Origin of the sequence: Leisingera daeponensis DSM 23529, assembly GCF_000473145.1 — a bacterium.
Lineage (GTDB): Bacteria > Pseudomonadota > Alphaproteobacteria > Rhodobacterales > Rhodobacteraceae > Leisingera > Leisingera daeponensis.
In genome coordinates this window covers 129,820-143,334 of sequence record NZ_KI421503.1, presented here as the reverse complement: position 1 = coordinate 143,334, position 13,515 = coordinate 129,820, and the positions used below count along the sequence as shown (strand labels likewise).

The 13,515-nt window shown below is 62.5% G+C and carries 10 protein-coding genes and 3 pseudogenes; 9 read left to right on the top strand and 4 right to left on the bottom strand.

The annotated features are described in order from the left end of the window. The first annotated feature begins 331 nt into the window (after positions 1 to 331). From DAEP_RS0122110 to DAEP_RS0122085, 6 genes are all read left to right on the top strand, one after another. The gene (locus DAEP_RS0122110) at positions 332 to 532 is read left to right on the top strand and encodes a hypothetical protein (RefSeq protein ID WP_027246238.1); all 201 of its coding nucleotides are present in this window, start codon (positions 332 to 334) and stop codon (positions 530 to 532) included. A 68-nt stretch (positions 533 to 600) separates the two neighbouring features. Further along, positions 601 to 960 carry a DUF2958 domain-containing protein gene (locus tag DAEP_RS0122105; RefSeq protein ID WP_027246237.1) on the top strand — a complete coding sequence of 120 codons (360 nt, stop codon included), beginning with the start codon at positions 601 to 603 and terminating at the stop codon, positions 958 to 960. Further along, a complete protein-coding gene (locus DAEP_RS0122100; RefSeq protein WP_027246236.1) occupies positions 957 to 1,184 on the top strand; it encodes a hypothetical protein in 228 nt (75 codons plus the stop codon). The genes DAEP_RS0122105 and DAEP_RS0122100 overlap by 4 nt, the downstream gene beginning before the upstream one ends. Positions 1,185 to 1,534: 350 nt before the next feature. After that, entirely contained in the window at positions 1,535 to 2,155 is a 621-nt protein-coding gene (locus tag DAEP_RS0122095; protein WP_027246235.1) for a helix-turn-helix domain-containing protein, read from the top strand. Further along, a complete protein-coding gene (locus DAEP_RS0122090) occupies positions 2,148 to 4,088 on the top strand; it encodes a relaxase/mobilization nuclease domain-containing protein (protein ID WP_027246234.1) in 1,941 nt (646 codons plus the stop codon). Before DAEP_RS0122095 ends, DAEP_RS0122090 begins: the two co-directional genes overlap by 8 nt. A gap of 14 nt (positions 4,089 to 4,102) precedes the next feature. After that, entirely contained in the window at positions 4,103 to 6,016 is a 1,914-nt protein-coding gene (locus DAEP_RS0122085) for a type IV secretory system conjugative DNA transfer family protein (protein WP_027246233.1), read from the top strand. Positions 6,017 to 6,279: 263 nt separating this feature from the next. Here the strand turns inward: DAEP_RS0122085 and DAEP_RS0122080 are convergent. The 3 genes and pseudogenes from DAEP_RS0122080 to DAEP_RS23225 form a co-directional block, all read right to left on the bottom strand. Then, positions 6,280 to 7,170: pseudogene (locus tag DAEP_RS0122080) on the bottom strand (IS3 family transposase); the annotation flags it as partial. Then, positions 7,171 to 8,532: an IS110 family RNA-guided transposase gene (locus DAEP_RS0122075; RefSeq protein WP_027246231.1), complete on the bottom strand. Its 1,362-nt coding sequence runs from the start codon at positions 8,530 to 8,532 to the stop codon at positions 7,171 to 7,173. It abuts the pseudogene before it with no gap. 228 nt (positions 8,533 to 8,760) lie between these two features. Continuing rightward, positions 8,761 to 9,000 (bottom strand): annotated as a pseudogene (locus DAEP_RS23225) (transposase); the annotation flags it as partial. A 51-nt stretch (positions 9,001 to 9,051) separates the two neighbouring features. Here DAEP_RS23225 and DAEP_RS24130 point away from each other — a divergent pair. Further along, complete coding sequence (locus tag DAEP_RS24130; RefSeq protein ID WP_158526358.1) at positions 9,052 to 9,258, top strand: type 2 periplasmic-binding domain-containing protein; 207 nt, start codon at positions 9,052 to 9,054, stop codon at positions 9,256 to 9,258. 784 nt (positions 9,259 to 10,042) lie between these two features. Then, positions 10,043 to 10,220, top strand: a pseudogene (locus DAEP_RS24470) (transposase); the annotation flags it as partial. A 291-nt stretch (positions 10,221 to 10,511) separates the two neighbouring features. Here the strand turns inward: DAEP_RS24470 and DAEP_RS0122065 are convergent. Then, a complete protein-coding gene (locus DAEP_RS0122065; RefSeq protein ID WP_027246230.1) occupies positions 10,512 to 12,497 on the bottom strand; it encodes a 3-hydroxyacyl-CoA dehydrogenase NAD-binding domain-containing protein in 1,986 nt (661 codons plus the stop codon). 193 nt (positions 12,498 to 12,690) lie between these two features. Here DAEP_RS0122065 and paaG point away from each other — a divergent pair, with 193 nt between their 5' ends. Further along, on the top strand, positions 12,691 to 13,482 hold the full coding sequence (gene paaG / locus DAEP_RS0122060) for a 2-(1,2-epoxy-1,2-dihydrophenyl)acetyl-CoA isomerase PaaG (RefSeq protein WP_027246229.1): 792 nt from the start codon (positions 12,691 to 12,693) through the stop codon (positions 13,480 to 13,482). Positions 13,483 to 13,515 lie beyond the last annotated feature (33 nt).

Below are 13,515 nucleotides of genomic sequence, written 5' to 3'. Positions count from 1 at the left end.
CGTTTTGTTCTGTTGCGTGACCTGATTTCCAATGAAGAGTTTCGCCAGTCAACGTTCGAAACGACCCACACAATGTAAGCGCGACTGGCACCACACTATTAGGTCTGGCGCGATCGGCACGTCGCCCGGCCACCTCTGTTCCGCTCTCGTTTCCTTCCTGATGCAATCTCCGTGACCTAGCCCGTCTGCCGGGCGCGGCTTTCAGCCCCCCTTCAAGCAGAACTTTCCCTTGCCTGCTTCGCAGTCATTCCTCGCGCCCCAAAGTTCTGCCTGACAGCCGGTCCGGACAGTCACGGTCTCTCGTTTGCATCGAAAACGAAGGAGAACCGATATGACCAAATACTACACCGTCACCACCCCCGACACCGGCAAGGATGGCAAGACCCGCTTCCACAAGGTGGGTGTCGCCTTCCCGCAGAACGAAGGCGCCAAGTCCTTCATGACCATCCAGCTCTTCGCAAACCCGGTGAATGGCGAACTCGTCCTCTTCGAGCCGAAGCCCGATAGCGACGACGGCCAGGTCACCGAGTGACCCGACCGGGGAGGGGCCTCTCGCCCCTCCCGCGAACCTCACCGACATCTCATACGAAGGACAGGCACATGGAACTACTGCCCCAACCCATCCTCAATCAGCTTGCCGCCAATGGCCGCGCCAACCAGGCGCGCATCGAAGCTGGCGAGGACACCATTGACCATCACCCGGTCGTCAAGCTCTTCACACCAGACGGCGGTGCCACCTGGCTCCTCAGCGAAACCGACCCTGAGGATCCCGACATCGCCTTCGGGCTTTGCGATCTCGGCCTCGGCTATCCGGAACTGGGCTCAGTTCGCCTCAGCGTCTTGAAGGCACATCGTGGCCGCCTCGGTTTGCCAATTGAGCGGGACCTCCACTTTGAGGCCAACGCGCCGCTCAGCACCTATGCCGAGCGTGCCCGCGAAGCCGGAGGGATCACTGCATGAGCACGAACATTCGTCCCGAACATATCGGCGCCTTCGAGGCGTTGACCTCGGGAGAGCATGACAATTTCGCGCTGTTTTCCTGTTTCCTCGACGGAGCACCTGCGGTTGCAATTGTTGCCGTGACGCCGTCGGAAATCGAGGACGGCAAGTACCAGATCACGCCGCTCTTTGAGGGTATCACGGAGATCATGGTTCTGACGGATCATAAAGGTGCTGCCGCCTGACGGTCGCGCGTCGCATGGTATCTAGAAGAAAAGGTCGCTCATTTCTGGGCGGCCTCTTTCAGTTTCGTTCACGATCCCACGCGAGCAAAGCTGGACGAAAGTTGGGGGGCGCGCTGACGAATTAGAAGGGTTCACTGTTCCCCGGCTGATGATGGTTTGAGGTTTCTTGAATGGTCGGGCCTCGCAGCACTCCGTTGGTCGAGAAGTGCCAGCAATGGGCCGCAAAAAGACATATCAAGCAAAACGTAATATTGTGTACTTTGATGTATTGAAGTATAAGCGAAGGAGAGAAGGAAGACGTTGGCAGGATATGGTCAATGTTTGCACATTTTGTCCGAGGGGTCTGACCCGTGCCGAGGCCAGCGAAAAACCTGAAGCTTGAAGAGCGCATCGAAGTGGCGCGGCGCTTTGCAGCAGGTGAGAGTGCAATGGAGCTGGCGGTGGCATTTGGCATCTCTCCGCGCCACGTGAACCGGCTCGCGAAAGAAGAGGCGGGCGAGGGCATCGCGGTGCGCGATCCAAGCGAGACGGTGGCGTTCCGGGCCAGTCAGTCTGAGCTTGCGGCGTTCGATGCTGAGTGGCGCGAGCGGGGCTATGCCAACCGGTCGCAAGCGCTCAATGCGGTGCTGCGCGGACGGTGCGGATTCCTCGATGTGCCGCGTGATCTGGTCGCGGAATTCTGCGCCGCATGGCGTCAGGCGAAGGATGTGAGCGACGCTGGTTTGGTGCTCGCCAAGGCGGTCCATCGCGGCCGGTTGGAGGTCTCGGAGGCGGATCGCGCGGTGCTGATCGAACTGCTCGATCTGGCGCAGTCCATGAGCCGTGAGATGGGCCGGATGAAGGATGCGGCGCAGGCGCTGCGTCATCAGGAGTGGCCGAAAAAGGAAGAAGGGCGGGGGGTGGAGATCGCGGTTCTGGAGGATGACCCGCGCGCGATCGGGCGCGGATTGAGGCTCGTCAGAAATGGCTGATCCCCTCGCCCTTTACGCCTCGGTCATGGGGCGGCTCTGGGAGGATGAGCGCATCCGGGGCCAGGCCGCAGCGCGGATCGACGCGCGGCTGGCGGGGCGTCGACAGGGGCGGAGTTTCGCGCGCGTCGGATCCATGTCGGCACGCAACGCGCTGAAGGCGGCCTCGGGGCAAAGCCGGGCGGCGGTGTTCAAACGGATCCGGGCTGGGGGCTGCAAGACGCGCGCTTCGCTCGGTGCGCAGATCTCCTACATCAATGACAAGGCGGTCTACACCTACTCGACGATGACCAACGCGCTGACCGATGCGGCGGTGCTTACTGAAGAGCAGAAAGAGGGCATCATCGAGGATTGGGCCGGGACCTGGCGTGGCTCGACCAAGCTCGGCTTCACCTCGCACATGCTGCTCTCGTTCCCGACCGACGTAACCGTCGACCAGGTGCGCGACATCGCCATGGACTGGACGGAGCATTTCTTCGAGAGCGGCGAATACGGCGACCAGTGGGATTATGTCCTCGCGGTCCATGACGACCGGGCGCACAAGCATGCCCACATCATCCTGAACAATCGCGGCGTCGAAAACGGCACTTGGTTCTCTTGCTGGGCCGAGGGCGTGATGTCGCCGCAGCTCATGCGCGAGAAGCAGGCCGAGATTGCGGAGCGCTACGGCGTGATGCTTGACGCGACTACCCGGCTCGAGCGCGGCATCTTCGAGAAGCCCGCCGGGATTGAGGAGATCTACCGCGCCAAGGAAGAGGCCCGCCTGCCGCGCGAGATCGTCTTGACGGCCCAGGAATCCGCCATCGCGCAGGCACAGGTGGTGGGCTTCGCCAAGGACTACAAGAACCTCGCCGACCTTCTGGACCATATGGACCAGCGCCACATGGCGCGCGCCCTGCGCGGCATGGCGGACGCGCTTGGCTCCGGCACGCCGTGGAATTTCACCGAAGGAGAGATAGACATGAAGGACATCAAAACCGTCGGTGATGCGATCGACTATTCCGAGCGCACGATCGAGGCGCTGAGGCTCAAGGCCGAGGAACTGGATCCGACCGAGCGCGCCGCGTTTGAAGCCAAGGCCGCTCCGATTATCGCGGACCTCTCGCAAATGGTTCCAGACCCGGAGCTACGGGCGCGCTTCGGCAAGCAGCTCGAAGAACCCTATCCGCCCGGGGCGGGCAGCGAGGTGCTGATCGCCGCGCTTCAGTCCGGCAATGACGACGGGTTGCGCGACCTGCTCGAGCGCGCCGAGGAAGCCGGCATGGACAGCGAGGAGCTGGTGGCCCGGATCGCGGCGGGCGGTACACGCAACTACGGCATGGCGCAGGACTGGGTCGAGCGCGACATGAACGCGGTGCTGGCAAAGGACGGTCTCAGCGTGGAGACCGCGAGTGACGACCAGCTCGATGCCGCGCTGGAAAAGGTCGATGGGGTGATGGACGCACTTTTGGAACGCGCCAAGGAACTAGGTGTCGAGATCGGTCGAACCCTTGCCGATGAGGAGGAGGCGACACTGCCCCTGATCGACGAGGATGACCGGACGCCCAATCCCTACCTGCAGGACCTCGCCGACATGCTGCGCGACGGCAAGCTCAGCGAGGAACAGGAAGAGACGGTCGAGCGGACCCTGCAATCCGAGCTCTTCAAGGAGTTGGGTGAAGTAGGCTTGGCCGAGCTACGCCGTGGCAACTTCGAGGTGCTGGACGCGGCGCTGCCGAGCAAGCTCGACCAGATCACCGTCACGCAGGAGTTCCTGGAGATGACCTTCGAGGAAACGGGCGATCAGGTCTTCACTGATCGCGCCGCCGGGTTGCAGCAGGACAAGGCGACAGAGGTGGCGCGGCTGCGCGGCCAGCAGGAGGCGCAGGAGTTGGGGCGTGATCTTGCCCGAAACAAAACACTAGACCGCGGTCTCGATGACGAGATGGAATTCTGAGGGGGATGACCACCATGACCAAGACACTTCCCCTCTGGGCCGCGCTCCTCTTCGGTGTGATCTGCGGCGCCTTCATCGGCACCATCGTCGCCGCCTTCTACCTGACCCTGGCCCTGAAAACCGGGTTTCAAAGTTTCGACATGCTGGCGCTCTGGAAGGCGAGCGCGGGCACCCGCGCGGCGCACTCAGAGGCCTTCAAGGTGGGGTTTGGCGCCGTCGGTTTTGGGGCCATCGGCCTCGGCGCTCTGGCGCTGGCCTGGACCTGGAAGAAGGAGCGGGACGATTATGGCTCGGCCCATTGGCAAACCAAGGCCGAACTGAAGAAGAACGACATGCTGCAGACCCCGGGCAAGGGCTTTGTCTGCGGCAAACTCGGTGCGCCGACCTCCAAGGCCGAGTTCATCTCCTCGACCACGATCCCGCATGTGATGATGGTGGCCCCGACCCGCGCCGGCAAGGGCGTCGGCTTCGTGATCCCGAACCTTCTGAGCTTCGCGGGTTCGGTCGTGGTGCTCGACGTGAAGGGCGAGAACTTCGAGAAAACCGCGCGGCTGCGGGCGCTCAACGGTGATGAGGTCTATCGCTTCAGCCCCTTCGATTGGGCCAATGCCACGCATCGCTATAATCCGCTCGCACGGATCGCGAAGGCCCCGAGCTTCGCGCAGCGTTTCACCGAGGTCTCGATCCTGGCGGACCTCTTCCTCGACAAGGACAACAAAACGCTCGACACCTTCTCCGAGGCCGGAAAGTCGATCTTTGTCGCGGCCTGCCTGCTGGCGATCCAGCGCGGCACCCCGAACCTTGGCGAGGTGAACAAGATCGTCGCCGGGGGCGAATACAAGAACGCGCAATACAAGACCTATGCCGACGAGGCCGAGGAAGACATCCTGCGCGAGCTTTGGACCAACGCAGCCTCAGCCTCGTCGCGGTTGCTGACCTCGAATATCCAGGCGCTGATGACGGCCGGTCTCAAACAATGGGACAACCCGGCGGTACGCTCGGCCACGCAAGACAGCGACTTTGATTTCTCGACCTTCCGTAGGACCCCTCAGTCGCTCTTCATCGCGGTGTCCGAGGATCACATCGCGACCCTGGCTCCGCTCCTGCGCCTGATGTTCGCCGATCTCATCGCCTCGATCCGCCTGAACGAGCCGGGTCCGGACGAGCCCTGGCCTGTCATGATGATGATCGACGAATTCCAGCAGATGGGGGCGATGCCCTATCTCGAACGCGCGATCCATTCGCTGGCGAGCTATGGTGGCCGCGTCGCAATGATCGCACAATCGCTTGCCTCGCTCGACCGGATCTACGGGCCGGAGGGCCGCGAAAGTCTTGAGAATGGGGCAGGGCTGAAGCTCTACATCACGCCACGCGACCAGCGGACGGTGAAAGAAGTCTCCGCTGCGGTCGGCAGCACGACCCGCGAGGCGGTGACCCGGATGTATGGCCGCAACAAGGGTTTCCTCGGCGCGACCTCGACGTCAGCGCGACTGGAAGAGCGGCCGCTGCTTTCCGAGACCGAAGCCCGCCTCATGGATCCCGACGAGGTGATCATCCTCGCCTCGCCCCAGCATCCGATCAAGGCGAGCCGGATCAAGTATTACGACGATCCGTTCTTCAAGGAGATGCTGGCCCGCCAGGAGGGCAAGCCCTTTCCATATCCGCCGAGCGTGCAGGGGGTTGGGCCGTGGGGTAGAGACGGTGGTGACGAGGTCGGCGCAGACGAGCAGGCGAAACCAGCCGGACGCGCGCCTGTCCGGGATCGCTCGCAGCGCCGCGAAGCACGCGCGATGAGCGTGATGGCAATGGAGGTCGACCGCGGGCAACCAGAGCCCGAGACTCTCGAGCGGGAAGCCGCCGTGCCGAAGAAATGGGAGGCGGCGCTCGACCGGCAGGGGGATTTCATCGAGGAGTTATTGGGTGGGTGATGACGTGACGGTCCCTCTAACCTACAGTGGTTCCGGGAAAATCGTTTTGGTCTGGAAGGTAGTTTGTTTTGAGAGTTGAGGCCGCGGAAAATCCAAAGCACGATCCGATCGAAGGTGTCTCTTTGGACGAAGCTCGCTCGGTTCTTCGGTCCGCGACGCCGGGTGGTGGAATTGGTCTGGAAGAACTCATTCGCACGTTTGACTGCGATGCGCTTCGTGCTGATGTGGACCTGTCACGCTTTAGTGCCGCCCCAAGCGCTCGTTTAGGCCACTTTCCGTTCGAATTCGACCGGGCTTTTCCAGCCCAGTGCTGAGTGTCGGCGCCGTGGATTGTAAAAGCCATTGATGTACTGGAAGATGGCGGCTTCTGCCTCGCGGCGTGTTTGCCACGGTCTTCGCCAGATCAGCTCTGCTTTGATGGTTTTGAAGAAGGTCTCGACAGCGGAATTGTCGTAGCAATTGCCTTTGCCGCTCATCGATACCTTGAACCCGTGCTGGCGCAGTATCTTCTGGTAGTCATGTGAGCAGTATTGCGACCCGCGGTCCGTATGATGGATGCAGCCTTTCGGCGGTTGCCGCAGTGCGACCGCCATCTTCAACGCCCGGATCGCCAGGTCCCGCTTCATACGATTACTCACTGCCCAGCCAATGACACGCCGCGAGTGCAGATCAAGGATCACAGCCAAGTATAGCCAACCCTCACGCGTCCACACGTAGCTGATGTCGCCCGCCCATTTCTGGTTTGGCAGCTCTGCGCGAAAGTCCCGGTTCAGAAGATTGGGCGCGATGTTGAAGGCGTGGTTGCTGTCGGTGGTCACTTTGTATTTCTTTGATCTTTCGACCCGTATGCCGTTCTCACGCATCAATCGACCGACACGACGATGACCGACGTTCAAGCCAAGCTCTTTGAGCTCTTCGGTCATTCTTGGTCGTCCATAACTGCCCAGACTGAGCCGGGACTGTTCTTTGATATGCGCCAGGACCACCATGTCGCCCCGTTGCCTTTGGCTGGCCGGGCGACTGCGATAAGCGCGTAGGCCGCGTTCGCTGACATCCAGCACGGCGCACATCCGATTGGCGCAAAACGCATCGCGGTGTTCTTCAATGAACCTAAACCTCATGGCTTTTGGCCCGCGAAGAACTGCGTTGCCTTCCTAAGAAACAGCCGGTTCAGGCAAAACGGGCGCCAAGGTGTAGCCCAGGGTCTTGGCGCGCCGCTGAAGGTTCGCGAGAACGCACTGGCGGTGTCGCTCATCATAGGCTGCGGCGCCCTGATCCTGATAAGTCATTCCATTCCGGATGGCGTTATAGAACAGGACGGCGATCTTGCGGGCGGTCGCCGTCACCGCCTTCTGCTTTCCGATCCGCGCCGAGAGACGGTGATAGAAGGCGCCCAGAGCGGTGTCGCTGCGTCCGATGGTTGTGGCGGCCAATCGCAACAGGGCCGCCGCCCGGCTCGAGGAGCGCCGCGTCTTCGACGACAGAAGCTTGCCCCCGGAGATCTTGTTGCCGGGTGCCAGGCAGAGCCAGGATGTGAAGTGCTTTGCCGTCTTCCACGCGCGCAGATCAGTGCCGCACTCAGCCACCAGCTTCAGCGCCAGCGAAGGGCCAAGGCCATGTATCTGGGTCAGGTCGGTTCCCAACACCCCGTAGAGCGCTGCTCGCACGTCGAAGGCCGGTGCATTGACTTGCCTGCCTTTGATCCGGGCCTTCGGCAGCGGCGGCAGATCGTCCCCTCCCTTGACTGAGAGGGCGGCAACAGCCGCCTCCAGCCGCTGATCGCATTCTGCCGTCTTGGCTTTGTAGAAGTCGTAAAGGTCGAACGATTGCGCCAAGGCGAAGACGTGTTCCGCTCGGTCATTGACCACAAGTGCGGCCCGGATCGTCGCCGGCGACGATTTGCACCGCACATCACGGTAGTCTGCCAGCACGTCCGGATCGCGCTCACCCGCGACGATGGCGCGGATGATCTTCATGCCAGTCGCGCCGGTGATGTCGGAGACCACATGATGGAGTTGCAGGTTCATCTCCATCAGGGCCTTTTGCATATGTTGGATATGTGCCGCCGCATATTCCGTCAGACGTTCGCGCTGCCGCATGTAAGCACGCAGGGTGGCGATCTCGGCTTCGGGGCGGAAACTACCACGCAACAAGCCGTAGGAATGCAACTGGCGCAGCCATCCTGCATCGCTGACATCGGTTTTGCGGCCGGGCACGTTCTTGGCATAACGGGCGTTCACGAGGATCACCTCGAAGCCCCTGGCCTCCAGGATCTCGAACGCCGGTATCCAGTAGACGCCGGTGGATTCCATGGCCACGCTGGTGACGCCGCAAGACCGGAACCAGTCTGCGAGGTCGTGCAGATCCTGGGTGAACGTGCCGAAGGCGCGCACCGGCATGTCACAGCTGGACGGGTTTACCGCTGCCATGTGCATCGTTGAGCCGATGTCGATCGCGGCCGCATTGGGATTGACCATCTTCAGGTCCGGGTGGTCGCCGGTCGTAAGTCTGGGCATGCCATCTCCTCCGTTCAGAACGAAGGGCGTGGGCCATGCAAGTTCGTCATCTTCCTATCCGGGATCGCCGCGAGCGCGCCGTCACCACTCTCAAGCGCGCATCAGCCCATGTGCCACGTTTTTTAACGGGGTCCAGCCCACCAATAAGCCATCGGCAACTGCCCTTCGCCAAGAGCGTAACACAGGCTGTTGCTACCGCGCACAGGCGGGCTGCGGCCCGGAACGGTTTTTTAAGATCTCCCTTTCCTCCTTGAGAATGCGGTTCTCGCGTCGAAGCCGTTCATTCTCTCGGGCCAGGTCCAAGTCTTTGTCGGATACTACCTCGGTGTCGCGATGCGCTGTGATCCATTTGTTCAGGGTCGAAAGGCCAACACCCAAATCAGAGGACACTTGCTTCCTGCTCAGCCCGCTCGTCAGCGCAATCCGCACCGCATCAGCACGGAATTCGTCCGTTCGTTTCAGTCCCATAGTTCGTCTCCTTTGCTGCAATAAATGCTATCAAAGGAGCGGCATCAAACCGTGACACGTCCAATCCTTCCAGGCTGGCTGGCGGCCCCCGCCATCCGCGCTGGAACGCTGGAGCAATTGCTCCCGGATCACACGGTGCCCTCTCTGCCGGTGAACCTGTTGACGCCGCCGGGGTCTGAACCCGCTCTGCGTGTCCGCTGCCTGATCGACCATCTTGTGGACCACCGTGCCGAGATCGCGACCCTCATGGCGGGTTGATGGCCTGGTCGCCATGCTCACGGGTGTTACGCGCATCATTGGCCATCTTGTGTACTGCCCGGCAGCACATGCGTCGTGGCGAAGGCACGCATCCTGTGTGACGCATGTGTGACAGGGGCGCCAGACCGGTAAGGGCGGCGGCATGCTTTCTGCTTAGCGCTTCGAGTTTCGGAATGTGTCTGCGTAGGCCGCAGTTCCAGGATGCGTCCAATTCTGGCCAGTATTTCGCCATCCATTACCCGGCAGCGCATCGCGGCACGCGATGACGCAAGAGGGGGGCCTGTCGGTCTTTGCAACATGTCCCGTGGCTTCGGCAATCCGCCGTACCCGCCTTGAATCGACCGATCCGTAAGTCAATCCCCGGCGCGATGGTATACGCTTGAGATCCCGGTGATTTGCTCCGGAGGCTTCACATACGATGAGTGGGCCGCGCTCTAAAGCCCACTTGCCGAAGGCAGCCAATCCGGCAGCATTGGTTCCGAACTGCCGGTGCTCGCTTCTCGCTGGGGAATACGCATCCAACGCCGCTTCGGCACATCGATCCCAATCATATTCTGCTTGGTTATTCCGCGGATCATTTGCGGGACCCTCCGGACTCCGTTCAGGATCGGTGCAGTGCGGTGGCACCTCTCGGGATTCTTCCTGCGCAAAGACCCTGCCGGTCAGCGGTTCTCCATGACCCAGGGGGGTACGATCCTTCCCTCGCCATCACGTCGATAAGCGCAATTGGCGTTATGGCTCGCATCATGCAGCGGGAACTGCCCAGATCATTGGACAAGAGAGGATCAAGGTCCTGTTCAAGCTGCCGCTTCGCCAGACGGCCGGGATGGTGGCAAGCCAGCTGAAACTGGCAGGACGGGAGTGGCCGGTGCCGGATTTCTCCACGCTGTGCCGCAGGCAAAAGACCTTGGCAGTCCAGGTTCGGTATCGCTGCACTGATGGCCCGCTGAACGTGCTCCTTCGCTCTCGGGACATCCCTGCGAGATGCCCTGCCGCATGCGATACAGCATCGGGATCACGTTTGTCGGTGATGGCGCCAGTGGCGCCGGGTGCATCTGGCGATGGACCCGGCCACATCCCGAAGAGCGAACCGATCGGCACAGCGATGCCGTCGGGGTGCGGTCACCGTGTCAAAGACCCAAACAGGCGAAAATAACTTGGCAATTCCTTGCGAACATCCGGGCGCTGCCAAGAGACCTCCGCTGTCGGTTCTACTGCGCCTCGAACAGTTCACGCGGCGGTTCTGGCCGCTGTCATGCTTCTTCATATTCCGAGACCCCCTCCTGCTTGCGGGACGCGTGCATCGGGCCACCTTTCCAGCGAGGAAAGCCGTAGCCGTGCACTTTGACGAGGTCGATGTCGGCAGGTGACCGGGCCACGCCTTCTTTCAGAATGGCTTCTCCCTCACCCGACATGGTGGCCACCAGATGTGTCGCAATCGCGTCACGGGTCATGCTGCGGCTGCCCGTGATCTGCTTGGCCAAGAGCGCTTCCACGGTCGTCGAAGGCAGCGGTCTGCGCGCGCCCTTGTCGTAGTCGTACCACCCGGCGCGGGTCTTCTGACCTTTGCGCCCTGCACGGACGAGGATGTCCCCAAGAGTCTCCGGCACGGCCTGCCCTGCGGCCCGCGCGCCCTCGCGTTGGAGGAATGCGATGTCCAGACCGCCCATGTCCTGCGCTTCGAAGGGCCCCATGCGAAAGCCATAGTCCCGCATGGCGGCGTCGATCTCGGGGATCGCGATCCCCTGCGTGACGAGGCTTTCCGCCTCGGCGCGATAGCGTTTGAGGATGCGGTTGCCGATAAAGCCTTCGCATATGCCCGTCTCTACGGGGATCTTGTTCAGCTTTCGGCCAAGGGCAAACCCGGTGGCCAGAACCTCTTGCGCCGTGTCGGGAAGGGGCACGATTTCCAGCAGTTTCATGACGTGCGCCGGGCTGAAGAAATGCAGCCCGATGAAGCGTTCGGGATGGGGCAGGTCGGCCACGATCTCGCGCGGATCGAGATAGGAGGTGTTAGTGGCGAGAACCGTCCGCGGACCACAAACCTCTGATAGCGTCAGAAAGACTTCGCGCTTTACGGCCAGATCTTCGAAGACGGCTTCGATCACCAGATCGCGGTCTTTCAGGCGGGCGTAGTCAGTGTTGGCCTTCAGGCTGGCGATGGCGAAATCGTAGCCGTCGGGTGTCAGCTTGCCGCGCGTTACGGCCCCGGACAGGATGTCGTCGATCCGCTGCATCCCTTGTTCGACGGCCTCGGCGTTCCGCTCGATCAGGATCACGTTGCTCCCCGCCAGCAGGCAGGCGGCTGCGATCCCGGCCCCCATCGTTCCGCCTCCGATCACTCCGATCCGGTCCAGTGGACGCGGCGTGATCTGTTTCAGGCGGGCAGGCCTTGGCGCGGCGCGTTCCGCCAGGAAGACATGCCGCAACGCGCAGGAGGTCGCGCCGGAGCGCAAGGCCAGAAATGTCTTCCGCTCATGCCGCAGGGCTTCGGTCAGGGGGCGTTCGCTGGCAAAACGCAGGCTTTCGACCGCATGCAGCGGCGCGTCGTGACCGAGCCGGGGCAGGGCGGCGCGCGCTTCGGCCCAGAAGCCGTTGGGGAGCGGCGACAAGGGGCGTTCCGATGTAACCGGCGGCAAGGGGCGGGTCAGCGCCGCACGGGCAAAACCCACGGCGTCGGCGACCAGATCCTCCCCTGTGACTGCGTCGATCAAGCCCGCCTCCAGCGCCTCGGTCGCGGTGATCGGGCTGCCGGTCGTTGCCATGCGCAACGCCAGGTCCATGCCCGTCAGGCGGGGTGTCCTGACCGTGCCGGAGGCACCGGGGATCAGGCCAAGCGTCACTTCGGGCAGGCCGAACCGCGCCCCGGCCTGAGCCACCCGGAACCGGCACCCCATGGCGATTTCCAGCCCGCCGCCCAATGCAGACCCGTGGATCGCCGCGATCCATGGCTTTGCTGCCGTTTCGATCCGCGCCACCACGTCAGGCAGGTGCGGTTCCTGCGGCGGACGGTCGAACTCCTTCATATCGCCCCCCGCGATGAAGGTCCGCCCTGCGCAGCTTAGCACCACGGCGCGCACAGTGTCGTCCGCGTCCAGCCGCGTCACCACGTCGATCAACCCGGCGCGCACGGCGTCCGAGGTCGCACTGACCGGCGGATTGTCCAGCCGGACAACGGCGATATCGCCGTCTGTCTCGACACTCAAAAGAGGCGGGCGGTCGTGGCTGAGGTCATTCATGCGGTCGGTCCCATACTTGTCGGCCATAGGTATTGCAGGGATCGGGCAGGGGGCAGCCGCCGCACAACGGCGCTGACCCCGGTCGTCCTCCCCATATTGCAAAACATAATTGACCGTCCGGTCGGTTTATGCAATAGGTTTATCAGAGCGGGCCGCATTCTGAGGAGGAGCGACAGGCCCGGAGGAGAGCCAATTGACCCAAACAGACACCGTGCTTTCATCTCTGGATGACGGCGTGCTGACCGTGACCTTGAACCGTCCCGACAAGCTGAATTCCTTCAATGAAGACATGCACATGGCGCTGCGCACCCAAGTGCAGCGCGCGCATGACGAGCAGGCCGTGCGCGCGGTCCTGCTGACCGGGGCAGGGCGGGGATTCTGTGCTGGTCAGGATCTCGGCGACCGCGACCCGCGTACCGGAGTGAAGCCCGATCTCGGGCATACGCTGGAGACCTTCTACAATCCGACGCTGCGGATGATGCGCGCTTTGCAGAAGCCGATCATCTGCGCGGTGAACGGCGTGGCCGCCGGGGCTGGAGCGAATATCGCGCTGGCCTGCGACATCGTCCTCGCGGCGCGATCCGCGAAGTTCATCCAAGCGTTCTCGAAGATCGGCCTGATCCCCGACGCAGGTGGCAGCTGGTCGCTGCCGCGTCTGATCGGTGAAGCCCGCGCCAAGGCGCTGGCGCTGACCGCCGAGCCTCTGATGGCCGAACAGGCCGCCGACTGGGGTCTGATCTGGAAGGCCGTCCCCGACGACGCGCTGATGACCGACGCACAGGCCCTCGCGGCAAAGCTCGCTGGCGGCCCGACGCGCGGTCTCGGACTGACCAAGATGCTGATCCATGAGGCGGCCGCAAACGATCTGCCGACCCACCTCGAGCGCGAAGCGCAGACCCAGCGCGACGCGGGCCGAACCGCCGATTACGCCGAGGGCGTCACTGCCTTTCTCGAAAAACGTGCGCCGGTCTTTTCCGGTCGCTGAACCGCGATTCGCTGCACTCGCATGTAACCCTTC